The sequence below is a fragment of the Microbacterium sp. AG790 genome (assembly GCF_003634765.1).
In the GTDB taxonomy this organism is placed as follows: Bacteria; Actinomycetota; Actinomycetes; order Actinomycetales; family Microbacteriaceae; genus Microbacterium.
The window spans coordinates 195,045-216,111 of sequence record NZ_RBWZ01000008.1; the positions used below are offsets into that span (position 1 = coordinate 195,045).

Annotated in this window: 19 protein-coding genes; 7 read left to right on the forward strand and 12 right to left on the reverse strand. The window is 68.3% G+C overall.

Annotated elements, in window-relative coordinates; translation table 11 throughout:
• Positions 1-2: 2 nt before the first annotated feature.
• From DEU37_RS08825 to DEU37_RS08840, 4 genes are all read right to left on the reverse strand, one after another.
• Positions 3-377: an RNA polymerase-binding protein RbpA gene (locus DEU37_RS08825; RefSeq protein WP_005049356.1), complete on the reverse strand. Its 375-nt coding sequence runs from the start codon at positions 375-377 to the stop codon at positions 3-5.
• 101 nt (positions 378-478) lie between these two features.
• Entirely contained in the window at positions 479-1,252 is a 774-nt protein-coding gene (locus DEU37_RS08830; protein ID WP_121190313.1) for a glycerophosphodiester phosphodiesterase family protein, read from the reverse strand.
• A complete protein-coding gene (locus tag DEU37_RS08835) occupies positions 1,249-2,208 on the reverse strand; it encodes an SPFH domain-containing protein (RefSeq protein WP_121190315.1) in 960 nt (319 codons plus the stop codon). Before DEU37_RS08835 ends, DEU37_RS08830 begins: the two co-directional genes overlap by 4 nt.
• Complete coding sequence (locus tag DEU37_RS08840) at positions 2,208-2,723, reverse strand: NfeD family protein (protein ID WP_036287740.1); 516 nt, start codon at positions 2,721-2,723, stop codon at positions 2,208-2,210. Before DEU37_RS08840 ends, DEU37_RS08835 begins: the two co-directional genes overlap by 1 nt.
• A 151-nt stretch (positions 2,724-2,874) precedes the next feature.
• On the opposite strand from DEU37_RS08840, the gene DEU37_RS08845 reads away from it, so the two are divergent.
• Both DEU37_RS08845 and DEU37_RS08850 read left to right on the forward strand, forming a co-directional pair.
• Complete coding sequence (locus DEU37_RS08845; RefSeq protein WP_121190317.1) at positions 2,875-3,639, forward strand: SDR family oxidoreductase; 765 nt, start codon at positions 2,875-2,877, stop codon at positions 3,637-3,639.
• A gap of 2 nt (positions 3,640-3,641) precedes the next feature.
• A complete protein-coding gene (locus tag DEU37_RS08850) occupies positions 3,642-5,624 on the forward strand; it encodes a S9 family peptidase (RefSeq protein ID WP_121190319.1) in 1,983 nt (660 codons plus the stop codon).
• Between the two features lie 67 nt (positions 5,625-5,691).
• Here the strand turns inward: DEU37_RS08850 and DEU37_RS08855 are convergent, their stop codons facing one another.
• On the reverse strand, positions 5,692-6,243 hold the full coding sequence (locus DEU37_RS08855) for an HdeD family acid-resistance protein (RefSeq protein WP_121190321.1): 552 nt from the start codon (positions 6,241-6,243) through the stop codon (positions 5,692-5,694).
• 111 nt (positions 6,244-6,354) lie between these two features.
• Entirely contained in the window at positions 6,355-8,004 is a 1,650-nt protein-coding gene (locus DEU37_RS08860; protein WP_183043635.1) for an APC family permease, read from the reverse strand.
• A 282-nt stretch (positions 8,005-8,286) separates the two neighbouring features.
• Between DEU37_RS08860 and DEU37_RS08865 the strand changes: the two genes are divergently transcribed.
• The 4 genes from DEU37_RS08865 (at position 8,287) to DEU37_RS08880 (ending at position 12,408) form a co-directional block, all read left to right on the forward strand.
• Positions 8,287-9,030, forward strand: a complete 744-nt coding sequence (locus tag DEU37_RS08865) for a transcriptional regulator (RefSeq protein WP_220699832.1) — start codon at positions 8,287-8,289, stop codon at positions 9,028-9,030.
• The gene (locus DEU37_RS08870) at positions 9,027-10,199 is read left to right on the forward strand and encodes a MalY/PatB family protein (protein WP_121190324.1); all 1,173 of its coding nucleotides are present in this window, start codon (positions 9,027-9,029) and stop codon (positions 10,197-10,199) included. The genes DEU37_RS08865 and DEU37_RS08870 overlap by 4 nt, the downstream gene beginning before the upstream one ends.
• Before the next feature lie 157 nt (positions 10,200-10,356).
• Positions 10,357-11,061: a DUF2087 domain-containing protein gene (locus DEU37_RS15085; RefSeq protein ID WP_259457225.1), complete on the forward strand. Its 705-nt coding sequence runs from the start codon at positions 10,357-10,359 to the stop codon at positions 11,059-11,061.
• A gap of 9 nt (positions 11,062-11,070) precedes the next feature.
• Entirely contained in the window at positions 11,071-12,408 is a 1,338-nt protein-coding gene (locus DEU37_RS08880) for a nitrate/nitrite transporter (RefSeq protein ID WP_121190326.1), read from the forward strand.
• Between the two features lie 31 nt (positions 12,409-12,439).
• Here DEU37_RS08880 and DEU37_RS08885 read toward each other — a convergent pair whose 3' ends face one another.
• The 6 genes from DEU37_RS08885 to polA form a co-directional block, all read right to left on the reverse strand.
• Positions 12,440-12,697 (reverse strand): DUF6458 family protein, encoded by a 258-nt coding sequence (locus tag DEU37_RS08885; RefSeq protein ID WP_005049366.1) that lies wholly within the window; start codon positions 12,695-12,697, stop codon positions 12,440-12,442.
• Positions 12,698-12,789: 92 nt separating this feature from the next.
• Positions 12,790-13,551, reverse strand: a complete 762-nt coding sequence (locus tag DEU37_RS08890) for an SGNH/GDSL hydrolase family protein (protein WP_183043636.1) — start codon at positions 13,549-13,551, stop codon at positions 12,790-12,792.
• 106 nt (positions 13,552-13,657) lie between these two features.
• Positions 13,658-15,028: an MFS transporter gene (locus DEU37_RS08895; protein ID WP_121190328.1), complete on the reverse strand. Its 1,371-nt coding sequence runs from the start codon at positions 15,026-15,028 to the stop codon at positions 13,658-13,660.
• 13 nt (positions 15,029-15,041) lie between these two features.
• Positions 15,042-16,076 carry an LLM class flavin-dependent oxidoreductase gene (locus DEU37_RS08900; protein WP_121190330.1) on the reverse strand — a complete coding sequence of 345 codons (1,035 nt, stop codon included), beginning with the start codon at positions 16,074-16,076 and terminating at the stop codon, positions 15,042-15,044.
• 56 nt (positions 16,077-16,132) lie between these two features.
• The gene (locus tag DEU37_RS08905; RefSeq protein WP_121190332.1) at positions 16,133-17,809 is read right to left on the reverse strand and encodes a DUF885 domain-containing protein; all 1,677 of its coding nucleotides are present in this window, start codon (positions 17,807-17,809) and stop codon (positions 16,133-16,135) included.
• Positions 17,810-17,894: 85 nt separating this feature from the next.
• Positions 17,895-20,567, reverse strand: a complete 2,673-nt coding sequence (gene polA, locus DEU37_RS08910; protein WP_121190333.1) for a DNA polymerase I — start codon at positions 20,565-20,567, stop codon at positions 17,895-17,897.
• A gap of 65 nt (positions 20,568-20,632) precedes the next feature.
• Here polA and DEU37_RS08915 point away from each other — a divergent pair, with 65 nt between their 5' ends.
• Complete coding sequence (locus tag DEU37_RS08915) at positions 20,633-21,064, forward strand: hotdog fold thioesterase (RefSeq protein ID WP_121190335.1); 432 nt, start codon at positions 20,633-20,635, stop codon at positions 21,062-21,064.
• Positions 21,065-21,067 lie beyond the last annotated feature (3 nt).

Genomic DNA, 21,067 nt, shown 5'->3' on the forward strand with positions numbered 1-21,067 from the left:
CGTCAGGCGCTCAGGCGGGAGTCGTCCGCAGCGCCGCGACGGGCGCGCAGCAGGGAGAGGCGCTCTTCGAGCAGCTCCTCCAGCTCGGGAACGGTACGACGCTCCAGCAGCATGTCCCAGTGGGTGCGGGGAGCCTTGTCCCCGGAGTGGTCGACCTCGACAACCGAATCGCCCACGCGGAGCACGGCCTCGGCGCCGCACGTGCGGCACTCCCAGGCGTCGGGAAGCTCGGCATCGGCCGCAAAGGTCATCACGGTCTCGCGTCCGCACTGCGTGCAGACATAGGTGTGGTTGGCGCGCTCATGGAACACGACGCCTTCTTCGCTCTGTAGGCTCGAGGCGCCGAGTCGGATGCCGCGCAGGCTGCGATCTGCCATTGTGTGGTCCTCTCGTCGTGTCAGGTATAACGTGCGCACCTGTGTGCCTCATCCGAACGGCCGTGCAATATCCCCCTTTCACAGGGGATCCCCAGCCCTGATCAGGGGCGCGACGCGGTGGCGGTCAGCGCGAGGTCGGCACGATCGGTGACGAGACCGTCGACGCCCAGCGCCAGAAGGCGATCCATGTCGTCGCGGTCGTTCACGGTCCACACGTGCACCTCGACGCCGGCGTCGTGCACGAGATGCAGCAGGCGCGGCGTGACGATGCGGATCGGTCCCTGGCGCTCGGGGATCTGCACGGCATCCACGCCGCGGAGCACCCGTCTGACCAGGGCGCTCGATCCCGTCGAGACGGCAGCCAGCAGTCTCGCGATGGTCTCGCGGCCGGCCGAGGTCGCCGGTTCGCCGCCGAGACGACGTGCCGCATCGAGCGCTCGCCTGCGGCGCGCGTCCGAGAAGCTCGTGACCAGCACGCGATCCGCGTGCCCGGCGACCACGCGGCCCAGGGGGCTGGCAGCATCGGGCGACTTGACGTCGATGTTGAAGCGCAGCGTCGGAAACGCCTCGATCGTGTCGGCGGCGGTGGCGAGACCGCCGCGGTCGGCCATGATCTCCGCGAGCTCGTCATGACGCACGGCGGCGATCTTGCGAGGATCGCCGGTCACCCGCAGCAGATCCTCATCGTGGAAGAAGACCACGACGCCGTCGGCGGTCAGATGGCAGTCCGATTCCACATACCTCGCGCCGATCGCATGCGCGGCGGCGAAAGTGGCGACCGTGTTCTCCACGATGCCCTCGGCGTCTCTCGGAACGAAACCTCGATGAGCCAGCACACGCGGAGCCGCGGTGGCGGCGAACCACGGGTGGCTCACGAGAGATCGGTGGGAGGCGTGGCCGGCGTCGCGGGCGGCCTCGGTGCGTCGCCGGCATCCGCGCGCGCGGCGAACGCGCTTCCGAGACCTTTCATCGCCTCCGTGAACTCACTGGGGATGATCCACAGCTTGCTCGACGCGCTGTCGCTGATCTTCGGCAGGGTTTGCAGGTACTGGTACGCGAGGAGCTTGTCGTCGGGGCGGCCCGCGTGGATCGCGGAGAAGACGTTCTGGATCGCGGCGGCCTCGCCCTCGGCACGGAGGATCGCGGCCTGCTTGTCACCCTCTGCGCCCAGGATCGCCGCCTGACGGCGTCCCTCCGCCTCGAGGATCTGCGACTGCTTCGATCCCTCGGCGGTGAGGATGGTCGCGCGACGCTCGCGCTCGGCCCTCATCTGCTTCTCCATCGAGTCCTGGATGGAGTGGGGCGGGTCGATGGCCTTCAGCTCGACGCGCGACACCCGCAGGCCCCACTTGCCGGTTGCCTCATCGAGGACGACGCGCAGCTGCCCGTTGATGTTGTCCCGACTCGTCAGCGCCTCTTCCAGGTTGAGACCGCCGACGACGTTGCGGAGTGTGGTCGTCGTGAGCTGTTCGACGGCCGACAGGTAGTTGGCGATCTCATACGTCGCGGCGCGCGCGTCGGTCACCTGGAAGTAGACGACCGTGTCGATCGAGACGACGAGGTTGTCCTCGGTGATGACGGGCTGCGGCGGGAAGGAGACCACCTGCTCGCGCATGTCGACCAGGGGACGCAGGCGGTCGATGAACGGCACCAGGATGTTGAGCCCGGGGGAGAGGGTGCGCTGATAGCGGCCCAGCCGCTCGACGACTCCGGTGTAGGCCTGCGGGATGATCCGAATGGATCGGAAGAGGACCACGATCACGAAGATCGCGACCACGACGAGCAGGACGATCACGAAGATCTGACCCACGAACGCTCCGACGTCGACCATCAGTCGGTGCTCCTTTCGGGAGAGTCGGATGCCGCCGGGGAGCCGGTGGCGGGGGAGGAGGGGACAGGCGCCACTTCGACCGTGGCACCGCGCACCGCAGTGACCACCGCCCGGTCGCCGGGAGACAGTGCGGTGGCCGCCGGGGCGAGCTCTGCCGTCCACTGCTCGCCGTTGTCGAGACGGACGAAGCCGCGACCATCGACGAACGGCGCCGTCACGCGTGCGGCCATGCCGTAGAGCGCGTCGACGTTCGTCGGGTGCGGCTGGCTCGATCGGCGCAGCGCGGTGAGCAGGAGCGGGCGGATCGTGAACAGCAGCAGTGCCGACACGGCAGCGGCGATGAGTACCTGAAGCCACCAGGGGCCGCCGAGCAGGTTCACGCCGAGGCCGCCGATGACCGCGCCGGCGGCGAGCATGAGGAAGGTGAACTCGAGGGTCAGCAGTTCGATGATCACGAAGACCACGGCGAGCACGATCCAGGCGATCCAGAGATATTGCGTGAGATCGGGCAGCATGCGCGCTCCCTTCGTGGGTCTTGTTCGAACCCTAACACCCGGCCGTCGCGATGCGGTGGCCAGCCGCCGGGTGTTCGTCGGGCACCGGTTGATAGTGTCGAGAAGGCTGCGGCGACACCCGCCCGGCATCCGTCTTCTTGCAGGAGCAATCATGTCCCAGCCCATCCCCGCCGGCTCGCTCGCCGGACGGACGGCCCTCGTCACCGGATCTTCGCGCGGCATCGGTGCCGACACGGCTCGCTACCTCGCCGAGGGTGGCGCGAACGTCGTCATCAACTTCCGCAACAAGGCGCCGCGGGCCGAGAAGCTCGCTGCCGAGCTGCGGGAACTCGGCGTCGAGGTGCTGGTCGTCGGCGCCGATCTGACCGATGCCGGTTCGGTCGCGGCGATGATGGAAGCCGTCATGGAGACGTTCGGGACTCTCGATCTGCTCGTCCTCAACGCGTCCGGCGGCATGGAGAGCGGGATGGGTGCCGACTATGCGCTCGTCCTCAACCGCGACGCCCAGCTGGGGGTCCTCGACGCGGCGCTGCCCCTGCTGCACGACGGCTCTCGGGTGGTCTTCGTCACGAGCCACCAGGCCCACTTCATCCGCACGACGCCCACGATGCCCGAGTACGAGCCGGTCGCGTTGTCCAAGCGCGCCGGTGAGGACGCGCTGCGCGAGCGGATCCCCGCCCTGGCGGCGCAGGGCATCGACTTCGTGGTCGTTTCCGGCGACATGATCGAGGGCACGATCACGGCGACGCTGCTCGAGCGCGCGAACCCCGGCGCGATCGCCGATCGCCGGGAGTCGGCCGGCAAGCTCTACAACGTGTCGGAGTTCGCGGCCGAGGTCGCCCTCGCCGCCGTAGAGCCGGTGCCCGCCGACAACACACGGCTCGTCGGCGATGTGAGCTCGTTCGGCGGAGAGTGAGCATGCGCGCCGTCGACATCTCCGCCCTCGTCACTGTCGGTCGCCCGAGCATCGCGCCGGACGGCGCCTTCGCGGTCTTCGCGACGTCGCGTCCCGACCTCGACGCCGACCGCAACGTCGGTCAGATCTGGCGGATCGATCTGCCGGACGGCGCGCCCCGGCGTCTGACGCGCGGGGTGTCGGACTCGTCGCCGCAGGTGTCGCCCGACGGTGAACGCGTCGCTTTCGTGCGCGCCGACGCCGACGGCGCCTCGCAGATCTTCGTGATCCCGGCATCCGGTGGCGAGCCGGTGCAGGCGACCGAGGCGCGCGGCGGCGTGGGCTCCTTCGCGTGGTCGCCCGACGGGGGACGTATCGCGTTCACGGCACGGGTCCCCGAGCAGGGGCGCTACGGCACCGTCGAGGGCCGCGCGGCCGAGGCGGAGTCGCCGCGACGCATCACCGGGATCCGCTGGCACGCCAACGGGCTCGGCTACGTCGCCGACCGGCCGTCGCATCTGTTCATCATCGACGTGCCCGACACCGGTGCGGAGCCGTTCTATGCGCCGGCACCGACGGCGACGGACGAGGCAGGCAAGGCACCGCGCGTCGCTGCGGAGGCGATGGCGCTCACCGCCGGCGCCGCTTCGCACCACGGCGTCGTGTTCACAGCCGACGGTACTCACGTGCTGACAGTCCTCGACGAGATCGAAGACGATCGCCGCGATCTGCGGACGCCGCTCGTCGCCGTCGCCGTCGACGGCTCGGCCACGATCGAGGTGCTCTCTCGTGCCGCGGGCTTCTCGATCGATGACGTGAGCGTCGCTCCCGACGCGACGATCGCCATCCTGGCCTCCCGACCGGGGGAGTCCGGCATCGATTTCATCGCTCCGGACGTCGCGCTGTACGTCCTCGAGGGGCCGCTGTCTGCGCCCGCGCCGCGCGCGCTCACCGACCCCGACACCGTCGACCTCGGCGAAGTGGGCTCCCACATCACACCGCTCGGAGATGACTTCCTCGTCCAGAACCGCACCCGCGGACGGGTGGAACTGCTGCGGGTCACGCGCGACGGGAGCGTCCACGCGCTCGTCGACGGCGACATCGAGGTGGGCGGACACGCCGCGGCGGGGGAGCGCGTGGTGTTCTCGCACGCGACGCGTCGCAGCCTCGGCGAGCTGTCGCTGCTCGGCGCCGGGCCGCTCACGACGTTCGGGGAGGCCGCCGCCGCGCATGTCCTCGCGCGGCCGGAGGAGCGTGAGATCGTCGCCCGTGACGGCTACCCCGTGCACGGCTGGGTGGTCGTTCCCGCGGGCGAGGGCCCCTTCCCGGTGATCTTGCAGATCCACGGCGGCCCGTATGCGTCGTACGGTATACATCTGTTCGATGAGACGCAGGTCCTCGTCGATGCCGGATACGCCGTCGTCTACTGCAACCCGCGGGGGAGCGCCGGATATGGTCGGGCGCACGGGCGGAGCATCCGTGGCGCCATGGGCACCGTCGACATGGCCGACGTCCTCGATTTCCTCGACGGCGTCGTGGAGGACGATGCTCGTCTGGACGGCGCACGCGTCGGCATCCAGGGCGGTTCTTACGGCGGGTATCTCACCGCGTGGATCATCGCGCACGACCACCGGTTCGCCGGCGCCATCGTCGAGCGCGGCTTCCTCGACCCGGTGAGTTTCCAGGGCACCAGCGACATCGGCTCGTTCTTCGGCGACGAGTACGTCGGCACGGAGCCCGACGACATGGCGCGCCAGAGCCCGATGGCCGTCGTCGCGTCCGTGCGGACGCCGACCCTCGTCATGCACTCAGAGCTGGACTTCCGGTGCCCCCTCGAACAGGCGACCCGCTACTACGCGGCGCTGAAGCGGCAGGGGGCGGATGCCGAGATGCTCATCTTCCCGGGGGAGAACCACGAACTGACGCGCTCGGGCCGGCCGCGTCACCGCGTGGAGAGATTCGACGCGGTCCTCGAATGGTGGTCGCGTCACCTGCCGGCTCGCTGAGCCGCGCGAAGTCCGAAACGACGAAGCGCCCCGCTGCCTCTCGGCGAGCGGGGCGCTTCGTGGTGAGTCACTTGCCGAACGAGAACGCGCGTCCGATCTGGACGACACCCATGACGATGGCCGAGATCCCGAGGAGCCACCAGAGCACGACCGCGCCCCACAGGGGCGAGAACAGCAGGGTGACACCGGCGATGATCGAGACGACGGCGTAGAAGATCGTCCACCCGCGCGAAGGCGCCAGATCGAGCGTCGACAGCGCGACGACGCCCTCGATGACCCACATGATGCCGACGAGGATGCCGAGGAAGACGGCCAGCGAGAGTGCGGCCAGGCCCAGGTTGGAGAACGCGACGATGCCGGCGACGACGTAGAGCACGCCGAGCAGCACGTGACCGACGCGCGACCATCCGCCCTTTCCGGTTGCGAAGATGCCCATTCCCGCGTACACGAGACCGGCGACGATGGCGTAGATCGCGATGATCGCGGTCACGACCATCGCCGTCTTTCCGGGCCAGATGAGAATGACGATGCCGAGGATGACGGACAGCGCGCCACCCAGACCGAGAGCGGTCCGGATGCCGTTGGTCGCCGTCTTCTCGAGAGTAGGTTCAGCAGTCATGGCGAAGCCCTTTCTGAAGATCTCCTGTGAGTGGAGATGCTTTCAGGGTAGCGCGGTTGAGGGTCGGCCGCTGACTGTGACGCGCGGCGGCCGCCGACCCCGTCCCGTCGCTCAGTAGTAGACGCCGACCGCCTTCTCCGCCTCCGGGGAAGCCAGCCATGCGGCGGAGTCCCGGTGGCCCCACCAGAAGAAGAGCCCGGCGACCACGGCGGCGACAACGGAGTCCCACGGCGCGGGAATCGTGCCCGTTCCTCCGAAGGAGCCGATCGCGGACAGCCCGAGCAGCGCGATGAGGTACACCGGGAACCACAGTCCGCGAAGCAGCAGGCGCGGGGTGAACACCTTCCTGTCCTGCAGCATCTTGATGACGGCGATCGGCACCGCCACGATGAACAGTGCGACGCCCACCCAGACCTGGTTCCATCCGGACCAGTACATCAGCAGACCCGAGATGATGAAGGAGACCGCCGCGACGGTGGGCATGCCGCGCTTCATCCACGGTCGGGCGACGAGGCGCGGGTCCTTCTGGCTGACGCTGGCGGCCACCGCGATGACGCCGTAACCCACCGCGAAGTAGAACCCGAGTGCGGCGACGAGGCCCTGCCAGGACTGGAACATCAGCAGGAAGACGATGGAGATGACGAGGTTGAAGATGAGGGCGTTGACCGGGATGCCCGTCTTCTTCGTGACCTTCGCGAACATCGCCGGGAGGAAGCGCGACTGACCGAGCCCGTAGGTGTTGCGGCCGGCCACGCCCATCCCGGTCAGAAGTCCGGTGCCGGGGGAGACGACGGCGTCGATCAGCAGGAGCTGGATCAACCAGCTCAGGCCCAGAAGACCGGCGAGCTGGGCGAACGGCGAGTCGAAGTTGAGCCCGTGCCAGCCGGCTTCGGCGAGCATGCTGTTGGGGACGGTCCAGATGAAGGAGACCTGCAGGAGCATGTAGACCACGAAGGCGGCGCCGAATCCGACGAACGTTCCGATCGGAAGGTTCCGGCGCGGATTCTTGGTCTCACCGGCCATGAGGGCCGGGATCTGCACGCCGCCGAACGAGTAGATGAGACCCGCGGAGACGACGGCGGTCAGCACGCCTCCCGCGCCGAAGGGGGCGAAGCCGCCGCCGGTGGCGACGTTCGAACCGTCGAACCCCGACGCCAGCAGCAGGGCGATGGTGAGCAGCGGGACCGCGATCTTGAAGATCGTCAGCACGATGGCGATGCGCGTCATCACCATCACGCCGAACATGTTGAGGATCGTGACGAGCACGAGGACGAGGGCGGCCACGGTCAGGCCGATGGCGCTCAGCTTGCCGTCCTGAAGGACGGCGGGCCACCAGCCGCTGGCGTACTGGACGAGACCGGAGGCCTCGCTCGGCATGCCGAACGCCGTCGAGACGAGAGTCAGCCAGCCGACCATGATTCCCATGAAGGGGCCGGACATCATCGACGGCCATCGGGTGTTGCCTCCGGCGATGGGGCGGGTGACGCCGAGCTCGATGAACGTGAGTGCGACGAGCGCCGTGGCGACGGCCGCGACGATCCACGACAGTAGTGCGGCCGGACCGGCCATGCTGCCGGCGTAGTACGCGGCGAACAGCCATCCCGACCCCATCATGCTGGTGAAGGTGAGGAATGCGAGGCTGAGCCAGCCGAGCCGGCGCTTGAAGTTGCCGTCGGCGTCGTCGATGACGGCGGCGGTGATGGTGGCGGGGGAGGAGGTGCCCGGATGCGGGTCTCCCGGCCGTGCCGAGGTGGTTTCCATGTGCAGATTTCCTTCGTTGTTCGGGACCTGAAGTGAACCGGGACGGTTGCGTCGCATCGTCGGCGTTGTCGCATGTGAAGTCTTCTGTCGCAACGATCGGTACTGTTCTGCCACACCGCACATATGTTGTCAAGAAAAAGTAGAGATACTCAACGTGATGTTGACAGCGCGGATGTCGCACGCCGGTGAGGGGACAGGGTGGTGGCGAAGCGGAGGGTCAACGAGATATGGAAGTGGGCAACATTTCGTGTAATACTCTCTCTACTGCCGAGAAGAGGACACATGACGCGTAGCCAGAGTCGCATCACGGATGCGATGGGAGGACGCCTGGATGAGCACGAACTGCTCATCGGGCTGATGGAATCCCTGGTCGACGCGCTCGGCCCGATCCTGCCGGCCTCGAGCGAGATGCTGCTTCACGATCTGTCGAAGCTGCCGAACTCCATCGTCGCGATTCACGGGAACGTCACGAACCGTGACGTGGGGGATCCGGCGACCGATCTCCTTCTCGCCTCCGCCGCTCGTCGCGACTTCCGTACTCGTATCGGCTACGAGACCAAGCTTCCGGACGGGCGCCAGCTGCGATCGTCGACGGTCATCGTGCGCGATTCGTGCGGCGACGCGGTGGCGGCCCTCTGTGTCAACAGCGACCAGGCCGTCTGGGCGGATCTCAGTCGGATCGCAGGCCAGATGCTCGCGCCCCACCTGCCCGAGCCGGCCGCGCCGCACGAGTCGGCATCCGTCGGGCACACCGAAGAGATCTTCGCCACCGACGTCGACGAGCTCGCCCTCCAGCTGATCGAGAAGGCCACGGCTGTCCAGGGCGTCCCCGTCGATCTCATGCGCAAGCGGCACAAGATCGCGATTGTCCGTGAGCTCTCCAACGGCGGCTTCTTCATGCTGAAGGGTGCCGCGGAGAAGGCGGCATCCGCGCTGCAGGTGAGCCGCTTCACCATCTACAACTACCTCAATGAGATCTCCGAAGCGGACGAACAGTCCACCCACCGAATGAAGGAGCCGTCGTGAACGACTTTGCCCAGCGAGTGAACGCCATCTCTCTCGACGATCTCCGCCGAACGGGGGCAACGAAGTGGTCTGCGGACGACGGTGCGGTGGGCGCCTTCACCGCCGAGATGGACTTCGGAATCGATCCGCGCATCACGAAAGCGCTCCACGACGCGGTCGAGGCGGGGACGTTCGGCTACATGCCGCGCCGGATCGCCGCCGACCTCTCGGAGGCGACGGCGGAGTTCATCGAGAGCCGCTACGGGTGGTCGGTTCCCGTCGGCGACATCTTCCCGGCCGCGGACGTGCTCCAAGTGCTGGACCTGGCGATGGAGAACTGGTCGACGCCGGGATCGAAGATCATCGTCCCCACTCCCGCCTATATGCCGTTCCTCATGTTGCCGCCCCTGCGCGGGCGTGAGGTCATCGAGGTGCCGCTGGCACTCAAGGAGGGGCGGTATGAGTTCGACTTGGACGCGCTCCAGCGCGCCTTCGACGACGGAGGAGAGCTCCTGCTGCTGTGCAACCCGTACAACCCGGTCGGGCGTGTCTTCACGGAACAGGAGCTGCTCGACGTCGCCGCCGTCGTCGACAGAAACGGCGGGCGCGTGTTCTCCGACGAGATCTGGGCGCCGCTCGTCTTCAGTGGATCGCGTCACATCCCGTACGCGTCCGTCTCGGACGTCGCCGCCCAGCACACGGTGACCGCGATGAGTGCCTCCAAGGCATGGAACCTGCCGGGCTTGAAGTGCGCGCAGCTGGTGATCTCCAGCCAGCGCGATCGCGACACATGGCAGCAGGCCGGACTGTTCGCCGCACACGGCGCCAGCAACCTCGGGGCGATCGCCAACACCGTCGCCTACCGGCAGGGCGGCCCCTGGCTGGCCGACCTTCTGCCGTACCTGCAGGACAATCGCGACACGCTGCACACGCTTCTCGCGGAGGAGATCCCGCAGGCATGGATGCCGACCGCCGAAGGCACATACGTCGGGTGGATCGACTTCCGCGACACCGCGGCGGGACCGAACCCGGCCGAGTACTTCCGGCGCGAAGCGTCAGTGGCTCTGACCGAAGGGGCCATGTGCGGCACCGTCGGCCGGGGCTTCGCGCGCCTCATCTTCGCGACGCCGAAGCCGATCCTCGAGCAGATCGTGCGAAGCCTCGGGCGTTCGCTTCGGTCGGAGGTCTGAGCTTTTCGGCGACAATGTGCAATTGCCGATAATGCACATTATGTCAGAAAACGGGAATGAGTCTTCCCCCGCTCCAGCCTCACGAGGGGAAAGAGCCTCTCGCGCGAGATCTTGGCGGTGACGGCGAGCTCGCTATTCAGTGGCCTACTCTGACGTCATGGACGATGGATCCTGGCTGGCAGCGGTCATCTTCCCTCCAGTGATTCTCATCGCCGGGATCTGTGGCGTCATCATCCTGATCGGACTGCTGTTCGCGTTCAACCAGATCGTGGGACTGATGATCTCGGGGATGCTCGCTCGCTTCCGCGCCGCAAAGATCTCGCAACTTCGTGAGACGTCCGGTTCGAGGTCAGATCGGTCGCGTCGCTACCCTGAAAGCGTGACCGACTCCCCCGAGGCGTGGCGGGCGATCATCGCCGCGCTGCGCGATGACGACGTCCGCGCGGTGCTGGGCGAAACGGCATCCGCACCATTGTCTCCGCGTCGACGCGCGCGCGCTCAAAAGCGATTGCAGGCGCTTGGTCTCCTAGACGTGGACGTCGACGGGATCCGCTTCGACGACGCCCCGTTGCGGGCCCTGCTCGCCACTGCGCCCCGGCCGCAGGGTCCCGAACGCTTCCTCGATCGTGACGGCCGAATCGATCGCTACCCCTCTCAGGCCGGTGAGCGCGCGTCACTGCTGCGCTTCGTGTCCGAGCGGGCGTTGTCCCCCGGGGCGATCATGGACGAGCGCGAGGTCAACGAACGACTCGAGCCCTACGCACCGAACGGCGACGTCGCCGTGCTTCGGCGTTATCTGGTCGACCACGGCATCCTGGAGCGCACGCGCTCAGGGTCCGAGTACACGCTCGCACGCGAGTAGCGTTGTGGGGTGAGCTCCCCCCGCCTCTCCCCCGCGTCCGTCGGGCCGGATGCCAGAGCGTGGCTCATCTGGGGCGTCGGTGTCGCCGCGTACATGCTCGCCGTCATCAACCGTTCGTCGCTGTCTGCGGTGGGAGTCGACACGGCGCAGCGCTTCGGAGCGGATGCCGCGACGCTCTCGATGTTCGCCGTCGTCCAGCTCGCCGTCTACGGCGGCATGCAGATTCCGATCGGGCTCTTCCTCGACCGCTACGGCGCCCGCCCCATCATGACCATCGGGATGCTGCTGATGGCAGCCGGGCAGCTCACCCTCGCCTTCTCCCCCAGCGTCGGCGTCGCGATCTTCGCCCGCATGCTGCTGGGTGCCGGGGACGCCGCGATCTTCCCCGGCGTGCTCCGTCTGGTCGCCGTGTGGTTCCCCGCGCAGCGCGGTCCGCTGATGAGTCAGCTGACGGGTCTCGTCGGCCAAGCCGGACAGCTCCTGGCGCTGGCCCCGCTCGCGGCGATGCTCCATGCGACCAGCTGGGAGATCGTGTTCGGCGGCATCGCCGGACTCTGTGTGTTGTTCGGCATCCTGGTGTGGGCGGTGATCCGCAACCACCCGCCCCAGCTGCGAGTGGACGTCTCCGTCGATACGAACACCGGCGCGATCCGGGTCGTGCGTTCGTCGATGGACACCGGCGTCGGCATCCGCGCCGCCTGGGCGCATCCCGGCACGCGCCTCGCGTTCTGGTCGCACTTCACGGCGCCGTTCGCCGGCACCGCGTTCGTGCTGCTCTGGGGAACGCCGTTCCTCACCGCCGGCGAGGGACTCAGCCTCGCGCAAGCCGCGGGCGTCCTGTCGACCTATGTCGTGGTGGGAATGGCCCTCGGACCGATCATGGGCGACATCTCTCGCCGCATTCCCCACCTGCGCTCGCGGGCGCTGGTGCTTCCGGCCGTGGGCACCCAGTTCGTCGCGTGGACGGTGGTGATCGCGTGGCCCGGGCCCGCGCCGCTGTGGCTGCTGTACGGGCTCGCCGTGTCGCTGGCGATGGGCGGCCCCGCCTCGATGATCGCCTTCGATCACGCGCGCACGCACAACCCCGCCCACCGGCTGAGCACCGCGACGGGAATCACGAACGTCGGCGGCTTCCTCGCCGCACTGGTCGCGATCTTCGCGATCGGGATCGCGCTCGACCTGCAAGGCGCCGGCACTCCGGAGACCTATCGGCTGGACGCGTTCCGGTTGGCATTCCTCGCGCAGGTGCCCCTCTGGGCGCTCGGCTGGACATTCATCGTCATCGAGCGCCGCAAGACGCGGGTGCTGCTGGGGATGGACCCGCCACGTCGGCCGCGCGCCGACTGATCGTCGCGCGGCCGTGCGGCAGCCGACAGCCTCAGACCGTTCCGTCGCCCGAGGTGCGGGACTCGGTCTGCGTGATCCGCTCGCCGACACCGGGCTCGACGGTACGCGTCACCTGCTGCGTCGACCGACGGCGCAGCATGAGGACGAGTCCGATGACGAAGATGAGCACGCCCGCGCCCATCAGGATGTAGCCGATCATGTCGAGGTCGACGTACGGCACGTCGGCGTTGACGGCGAAAACGAGGATCGCTCCGATGACGAACAGTGCGATTCCGGCTCCGATGCTCATACGTGCGTCTCCTTGTTCGGGGATGGGACGTCCTCATGGTGGCGGAACGTCCCCCGCGCGCACATGCCCTTGACGGGCTCGGCTACGGACGGCTAGTGAGGCTCCACCAGGCTCCAGGTCCCGCCGAACTTCGGCTCCCGGCCGTCGCCCGACGAAGTGCCGGTCAGGCGCCGGCGCACCCACGGCCCCAGGTGTTCGCGCAGGTACTCGCGCTCCGCCAGGCGCACGGCATCCGGCAGCTCCGGCATCGCCCACCAGCCGTCGGGGACCCTCTCCCCGATGGCTTCCAGGACGCGGGCGGCGACGCGGTGGTGACCACGACTGTTCATATGCAGGCGATCCTGAGACCAGAACGACGGATCCGACAGCTCGGCATCCGGCCAGTTCAGCGCGCGGATGACATCGGGGCGTTCGGCGATGCGCTGCACGACGGCATCCGACATGAGATCGCCGCGTCGCTGGATGAGCCGGTTCATCGGCAGCTGCGCCGAAGGGTTGGCGCCCGACAGCAGAATCAGTGTGACGCCTTCCTCATCGCACCGCCGGAGTACCTGGCTGAACGCATCGGCGATGTGGCTGATCGACGTGCGCGGTCGCAGCATGTCGTTGCCGCCACCGTTGAACGACAGGTGGGTGGGCTTGAGTGCGAGAGCAGGCTCGAGCTGCTGGGCGACGATCGGCCAGATGAGCTTGCCGCGGATCGCAAGGTTGGCGTACTGGATGGGTTCGCCGCGGGAGTGCGCCCATCCCTGCGCGGTGAGGTCGGCCCACCCGCGCACGCGGCCGTCGGGCAGCTCATCGCCGACACCCTCCGTGAACGAGTCGCCGATCGCCACGAAGCGCACATCTGCCATCCGTTCAGCCTACGCCGCGACCCACCCGGGGTTCATCGGTCCGCTCTGGTCGCGTCGGGAGCGCGAAAGCGGCAGAAGAGGACGGATGACAGTGGATGCCGCGGCCTCAGCGGTCGTCGAGTGCCGCCCCGCGATGGTCGGCAAGGGCCCACGCGGCCGCCGCCGCGAGCACGAAGAACGTGGCGAACACGACGAAAAGCAGCGGTGCGCCACCGGCGGCGAGCAGGGGCGGCACACTCAGCGGCGCCACGATGGACGCGATGCGGCCGACACCCGCGGCCCATCCGGCTCCGGTCGCACGCAGCGACGTGGGGTAGTTCTCCGGGGTGACGGCATACAGTGCGCCCCACGCCCCGAGGTTGAAGAACGACAGCGCCATCCCCGCGGCGATGATCATGCCTTCGCCCGTCGCGGTCCCGAAAGCGATCGCGGCCAGCGCCGATCCCGCCAGGAACACCGACAGCGTCACACGCCGTCCCCACACCTCGATGAGCCAGGCCGCCACGGCGTACCCCGGCAGCTGTGCGAGCGTGATGATGAGGGTGAAGCCGAACGACTTCACGAGTCCGAACCCCTGTGAGAACAGGATCGTCGGCATCCAGATGAAGGCACCGTAATACGAGAAGTTGACGCAGAACCAGACGACCCACAGCGCCGCGGTCCGTACGCGGAACTCCCCCGACCACAGGGCGCGCAGGCCGCGACCCGCAAGCTGCGCGCCCGCCGCGGCCGCTTCCGGGGTGTGGCGACGACGCGCGCCGTGCAGGGCCGGGGATGATTCGAACGCGCGCGTGACCGCCTCGGCCTCGACGTGGCGCCCACGCCGCGCGAGCCATCGCGGTGACTCCGGCAGCGACCAGCGCACGATCAGCGCGTAGATCGCGGGGATCGCCCCGAGCGCGAAGGCCCAGCGCCAGCCGTCGGCGGATGCCGGGATCACGAAGAAGCCGATGAGCGCGGCCGCCGTCCAGCCCAAAGCCCAGAACGCCTCGAGGATGACGATGAGTCGCCCGCGCATGCGTGCCGGGGCGATCTCGCTGACGTAGGTGCTCGCCACCGGGAGCTCGGCGCCCAGACCCAGTCCGACGATCACGCGCAGCGCGATGAGCGCCGCAAGTCCCCCGGCCAGGGCGCTCGCCCCGGTCGCCAGACCGTAGACGAGCAGCGTGACCGCGAACACCGAGCGGCGGCCGAAACGGTCCGCCAGGAGGCCGCCCAGGCTCGCGCCGACCGCCATCCCTACGAACCCTGCCGACGCGATCCACGACGCCTGCTCGCCGGTCAACGACCACTGTGCGATCAATGCCGTGAGAACGAACGACACGAGCCCGACGTCCATCGCGTCGAGCGCCCAGCCGAGGCCGGAGCCGGTCAGCACGCGCAGGTGTCGGCGGGTGAACGGCAGAGCGTCCAGCCTCTCCCCCACGTCGGTGCCGGTCGGCGTCGGCGCAGAGGGAGAGGCAGCGGCATCCGTCATGCCTGAATGCTACTCAGGATGCCGAGAGCATCTCCGACACCAGTGGTGCGACCTTCGTGCCGTACAGCTCGATCGAGCGCATGAGCTTCGCATGCGAGAGGGTGCCGTTGGCGTACTTCAGGTCGAAGCGGGTCGCGCCGAGGGTCTTCATCGTGGCGGCGATCTTCCGTGCGACGGTCTCCGGCGATCCCGCGTAGACGGCGCCCTCCGGGCCGATGTCGTGCTGGAACTGCAGCCGGCTGTACGGCGGCCATCCGCGCTCGGCGCCGATGGCGTTGCGGTTGGCCTCCATCGCCGGGTACAGCTCATCCCACGCCTGCGCGTCGGTGTCGGCGATGTGACCGGGCGAGTGGATGCCGACGGGCATCGCCTCGGTGTGACCGAAAGACGCCAGTGAGCGGTGGTACAGGTCGACGTAGGGACGGAAGCGGTCGGCCGAGCCGCCGATGATGGCGAGCATCAGCCCATAGCCGTAGCGGGCCGTGCGCACGACGGACTCCGGCGAGCCGCCGACTCCGACCCACGCGCGAATGCCGTTCTCGGTCTTCGGGAACACGTCGGCATTGGTCAGCGCCGCCCGGGTCGTGCCCTGCCAGGTCACGGGCTTCTCGGTGAGCAACTGTGAGAAGAGGTCGAGCTTCTCCTCGAAGAGCACCTCGTAGTCGCCCAGGTCATAGCCGAACAGCGGGAAGGACTCGATGAACGAACCCCGGCCGAGAATCACCTCGGCGCGACCCGACGACAGCGCGTCCAGCGTCGCGAAGCGTTCGTACACGCGCACCGGGTCATCACTGGAGAGGACGGTGACGGCCGTACCGAGGTGGATTCTCTCGGTACGCGCCGCCGCCGCAGCCAGCACCAGCTCGGGACTGGACACGGCGAACTCGTGGCGGTGGTGCTCCCCCACGCCGAAGAAGGAGAGCCCCACCTGGTCGGCGAGCACCGCCTGATCCACGATGTCGCGGATCGTCTGGGCGTCGCTCACGCGCTCGCCGTCCTCGCCCACGGTGACGTCGCCGAAGGTGTCCAGTCCCAGTTCTGCATTCATACGAATGAGAACCTCCCGTGTGCCGTGATCATTCCGTGCGGAGATTCTCGGCCGGATCAGCCCTGAGCCAGTGCCATCCGCAGTGTGTCGAGACCGACACCGCCCAGACGCAGCGCGCGCATGTGGAAGCGCTTGATGTCGAAGTCGGCGCCCTCGCGCTCGGCCGTCTCGTCGCGGATCTGCTCCCAGATGCGCTGGCCGACCTTGTAGGAGGGCGCCTGACCCGGCCAGCCGAGGTAGCGGTTGACCTCGAACTGGATGAACTCGTCCGACATGTTGACGTTACGGCGCATGAACTCGAGCGCGAAGTCGGCATCCCAGATGCCCTCGCCGTCGGGTCGGGGCTTGCCCAGGTGCACGCCGATGTCGAGCACGACGCGAGCGGCCCGCATGCGCTGACCGTCGAGCATGCCGAGCCGATCGGCCGGGTCGTCGAGGTAGCCCAGCTGCTCCATGAGGCGCTCCGCGTACAGGGCCCAGCCCTCCGCGTGACCGCTGGAGCCCGCGAGGAGGCGGCGCCAGGAGTTGAGCTCCGCGCGGTTGTAGACCGCCTGGGCGATCTGCAGGTGGTGGCCGGGAACGCCCTCGTGGTAGACCGTGGTCAGCTCGCGCCACGTGTCGAAGGAGTCGACGCCCTCGGGCACCGACCACCACATGCGACCGGGACGGGAGAAGTCGTCCGTGGGGCCCGTGTAGTAGATGCCGCCCTCGTTGGTGGGCGCGATCATGCACTCCAGACGACGGATCTGCTCCGGGATGTCGAAGTGGGTCTTGCCGAGCTCTTCCACCGCGCGGTCGCTCGTGGCTTGCATCCACTCCTGCAGGGCCTGCGTGCCGCGGAGCTTGCGCGCTTCGTCGTTCTCGAGGAAGGCCACGGCCTCTTCGACGGTCGCACCCGGGAGGATCTCGTTCGCGATGGCCTCCTGCTCCGCGACCATACGGGCAAGCTCTTCCAGGCCCCACTCGTAGGTCTCATCCAGGTCGATGACCGCTCCGAGGAAGCTCCGGGAGTGCAGCGCATACAGCTCACGACCGACGCCGTCCACCTCGGAGGCTGCGGGAGCGAGCTCGGTGCGCAGGAAGTTCGCGAGCTCGTCGTACGCGACCCGGGCCGCACCGGCATGACCGGACAGAGCCTTGGCGAGCGAGGCGGGCAGCTGCCCCTCGGCGGGGGCGGCGTCGGCGGCGAAGGTCGCGAAGAAGCCGTTGTCGGACGTGTAGCGCGCGATCTGACCGATGACCTCGGTGACCTGGCGGCGGGCCGGGACGACCCCGGTCGCGATCCCCTCGCGGAGGGTCTCGATGTAGCCGCCGATCGCCTCGGGGATGGCGGACAGCCGCGTGGCGATGACCGCCCAGTCCTCGATCGTGTCGGTGGGCATGAGGTCGAAGACGCTGCGCAGCTCCTGCGCGGGCGAGGCGATGACGTTGACGTCGCGCAGGTGGGCGCCCGCCTCGTACAGCGCGATCGACAGCTCCAGGTCTCCGCTCAGGTCGGCCTTGGTGACGACGTCGACCTCATCGACCGGCTCGGCGGCCTGCAGGGCGGCGAGGGTGGCGCGCGCAGCGTCCACGCGCGCGGCGGCGCCGGCGAGCGAGTAGTCGTCGAGTCGACCGTTGTGCTCGAAGCGTCCGATGTAGGTGGCCAATCCCGGGGAAAGCTCGGCACAGGTGTCGACCCATGCCTCGGCGATCGCGTCGATCGGCGTGGGGGTGCGGGGGGAATCAGTCATTCTTTGAGCCTAATCCCGACACGGCCTCGACGTGGGGCGGGATGCCGACGACCGCGGAACCGGATGCCACCGCGGCCGCGCCCTCTCAGTGCCCCGCGATGTCCCAGTTCTCGCCCCGGCCGATCTGGACATCGAGCGGCACCGACAGCTCTGCGGCGTCGCCCATACGGTCGTGGACGATCTTCTCGACCGTCTCCCACTCCCCCGGTGCCACCTCCACCACGAGCTCGTCGTGGATCTGGAGCAGCACCCGAGACGCGACACCCTGAGCGCGGAACTCGTCGTGGATGCGGAAGAGGGCGATCTTCATGATGTCCGCGGCACTGCCCTGGATCGGGGCGTTCAGCGCCGCGCGCTCCGCATTCTCACGCAGCACGCGGTTGGGGCTCGCGAGATCGGGGAAGGGACGGCGGCGTCCGAAGATCGTCTCCGTGTAGCCGTCGATACGGGCCTGCTCGACGGAGGAGCGCAGGTAGTCGCGCACCGCGCCGAAGCGGGCGAAGTACTCGGTCATCAGCAGCTTCGCCTCAGACTGTTCGATGCGCAGCTGCTTGGACAGGCCGAACGCGCTGAGGCCGTACACGAGGCCGTAGCTCATCGCCTTGACCTTCGTGCGCATGGCCGGGGTCACGTCGGCCGGCTCGACGCCGAACACCCGTGCGCCGACGAACCGGTGCAGGTCCTCGCCCGAGTTGAAGGCCTCGATGAGACCCTCGTCGCCGGACAGGTGCGCCATGATGCGCATCTCGATCTGCGAGTAGTCCGCCGTCAGCAGGGTCTCGTAGCCCTCGCCGACCTCGAATGCGGCGCGGATGCGCCGAGACTCCTCCGTGCGGATCGGGATGTTCTGCAGGTTCGGGTCGGTGCTCGACAGACGCCCCGTCTGGCTGCCCGTCTGCACGTACGTCGTATGGATGCGGCCGTCGGAGCCGGCGGCGCGATCATTGCCGATCGACGCATCGAGCGACTCGATGATCTGTCGGAGTTTGGTCGCCTCGCGATGCTGCAGGAGAAGATCGAGGAAGGGGTGCGGATTCGACTCCTGCAGGTCGGCGAGCACCGCGGCATCCGTAGAGTAGCCCGTCTTCGTCTTGCGGGTCTTCGGCAGCTCGAGCTGCTCGAACAGCACGTCCTGCAGCTGCTTGGGCGAGCCCAGGTTCACCTCCCGACCGATCTCGGCGTAGGCGAGCTGGGCGACCGCGTCAGCGCGCGCACCGAGCTCGGCAGAGAATCCCGAGAGCTTCTCGTGGGAGACGGCGACGCCGGCCACCTCCATGTCGGCCAGGGTGTCGAGGGTGGGAAGCTCGATCTCGGTCATCACGCGCGCGACGGGCGCGGGCATCTGCGCCCGCATCGCGTCGGCGACGCGCAGCGCGTACCACGACAGCTGACCCGGTGTGGCACCTTCGGTCTCGGGCACCAGCTGGGTCGGGTCGGCCTCGGGCAGCTTCTCGTCAAGATAACGGTCGACCAGGTCGCCGAGCCCCTTGTCGGGGAAGCTGGGCCGCAGCAGCCACCCGGCGAGGATCGGGTCGAACACCAGTCCTCGCAGGCGCACGCCCGCGCGTCGGAGGGCCTTCACCTGCGGCTTCGCGTCGGCCATTACCTTCGGAGCATCGCTGCTCAGCCACGGCCCGAGCACCGCGGAGACGTCCGCCGCCCAGGTCGTCTCGATGGCCTCGTCGCCGGTTGCGAGCCCCAGGCGCGCCGGAAGACCGCCTTCCGTCGTGAGCGTGAGGGCCACCTCGGCGGACTCGGATGCCGCGCCGCGAGCCGTGATCCACTGCTCGATCGCGGCGGCATCGGCTTCGACGGCCTTCGGCGCCGTCACCACGCTCGCGGTGTCGTCGGCGCCGTCCTCGGGGTCGGCGCCGACGGCCTCGAAGACGCGCGGCAGGAGCGTGCGGAACTCCAGTCGGGCGAAGATGTCGCGGACAGCCTGCGCATCGATCGGCCGGACCGCGAGGTCGACCGGTCCGACGCCGAGCTCGACATCGCGCAGCAGGGCGTTCAGGGTGCGGTTGCGCCGCACGTCGTCGAGGTGATCGCGCAGGTTGCCCCCCACGACACCGGTGATCTTGTCGGCGTTCTCGAGCAGAGCGTCCAGGCTCCCCCACTGTGTGAGCCACTTGACGGCGGTCTTCTCGCCCACTTTCGGCACCCCGGGCAGGTTGTCGCTGGTCTCGCCCACCAGCGCGGCGATGTCGGGGTAGTTGGCGGGCGGCAGGCCGTATTTCTCGACGACGGCATCCGGCGTGTAGCGCTTGAGCTGCGACACACCCTGCACGCTGGGGTAGAGCAGCGTCACGTCGTCGGTGACGAGTTGGATGGTGTCGCGGTCGCCGGAGCAGACGAGCACGTCATAGCCTTCGGCCGCACCCTGCGTGGCGAGGGTCGCGAGGATGTCGTCGGCCTCGATGCCCTCCTTCGTGAGCACCGTCACGTTCATCGCGGCGAGGCACTCCTGCAGCAGGGGGATCTGGCCCTTGAACTCCGCCGGCGACTCGGAGCGGTTCGCCTTGTACTCGGGGTACTCGTCGGTACGGAACGAGTGACGGGAGGTGTCGAACGCGACGGCGAGATGCGTCGGCTGCTCCGCCTTGACGAGGTTGACGAACATCGACAGGAAGCCGTAGATGCCGTTCGTGTGCTGACCGTCGCGCGTCGTGAAGTTGTCCACCGGAAGGGCGAAGAAGGCACGGTAGGCCAGCGAATGGCCGTCCACGACGAGGAGAGTAGGCTTTGCGGAGTCCGTCACCCTGCAACTCTAGACGCGGGGGCGGACACCGGAACTTTCAACCCGATCACTTCCGAAGGTGGACGATGACCGCTGAGAACTCCCCTGTCGACGACGGCATGGACTGGGCGCGTCAGCGCGGAATGGGCGCCCTCGCCGAGAAGATGGGCATCGAGTTCACGGAGTTCAGCATCGAGCGCTCTGTCGCGACCATGCCCGTTGAGGGCAACACGCAGCCGGTCGGACTGCTGCACGGCGGTGCGTACGTCGTTCTCGGCGAGTCCCTCGGCTCGATGGCCGCCAACCTGCACGCGGGGCCCGGGCGACTCGCCGTCGGTGTCGACATCAACGCGACCCACACGCGATCCGCCACGAGCGGCATCGTCACGGGGGTCTGCACACCGGTTCATCTCGGCCGTAGCCTCACGGTCCACGAGATCGTCGTGACCGACGATCAGGGGCGGCGCTGCTCGACGATCCGCATCACGAACATGATCAGGGAGCGCTCGGCATCCTGAGCC

Bases quoted from the DNA above. Each gene is read 5' to 3' on its own strand.
- DEU37_RS08825 (WP_005049356.1), bottom strand. From the start codon at position 377: ATGGCAGATCGCAGCCTGCGCGGCATCCGACTCGGCGCCTCGAGCCTA.
- DEU37_RS08835 (WP_121190315.1), bottom strand. From the start codon at position 2,208: ATGGTCGACGTCGGAGCGTTCGTGGGTCAGATCTTCGTGATCGTCCTG.
- DEU37_RS08840 (WP_036287740.1), bottom strand. From the start codon at position 2,723: ATGCTGCCCGATCTCACGCAATATCTCTGGATCGCCTGGATCGTGCTC.
- DEU37_RS08845 (WP_121190317.1), top strand. From the start codon at position 2,875: ATGTCCCAGCCCATCCCCGCCGGCTCGCTCGCCGGACGGACGGCCCTC.
- DEU37_RS08850 (WP_121190319.1), top strand. From the start codon at position 3,642: ATGCGCGCCGTCGACATCTCCGCCCTCGTCACTGTCGGTCGCCCGAGC.
- DEU37_RS08855 (WP_121190321.1), bottom strand. From the start codon at position 6,243: ATGACTGCTGAACCTACTCTCGAGAAGACGGCGACCAACGGCATCCGG.
- DEU37_RS08860 (WP_183043635.1), bottom strand. From the start codon at position 8,004: ATGGAAACCACCTCGGCACGGCCGGGAGACCCGCATCCGGGCACCTCC.
- DEU37_RS08865 (WP_220699832.1), top strand. From the start codon at position 8,287: ATGACGCGTAGCCAGAGTCGCATCACGGATGCGATGGGAGGACGCCTG.
- DEU37_RS15085 (WP_259457225.1), top strand. From the start codon at position 10,357: ATGGACGATGGATCCTGGCTGGCAGCGGTCATCTTCCCTCCAGTGATT.
- DEU37_RS08885 (WP_005049366.1), bottom strand. From the start codon at position 12,697: ATGAGCATCGGAGCCGGAATCGCACTGTTCGTCATCGGAGCGATCCTC.
- DEU37_RS08890 (WP_183043636.1), bottom strand. From the start codon at position 13,551: ATGGCAGATGTGCGCTTCGTGGCGATCGGCGACTCGTTCACGGAGGGT.
- DEU37_RS08895 (WP_121190328.1), bottom strand. From the start codon at position 15,028: ATGACGGATGCCGCTGCCTCTCCCTCTGCGCCGACGCCGACCGGCACC.
- DEU37_RS08900 (WP_121190330.1), bottom strand. From the start codon at position 16,076: ATGAATGCAGAACTGGGACTGGACACCTTCGGCGACGTCACCGTGGGC.
- DEU37_RS08905 (WP_121190332.1), bottom strand. From the start codon at position 17,809: ATGACTGATTCCCCCCGCACCCCCACGCCGATCGACGCGATCGCCGAG.
- DEU37_RS08915 (WP_121190335.1), top strand. From the start codon at position 20,633: ATGACCGCTGAGAACTCCCCTGTCGACGACGGCATGGACTGGGCGCGT.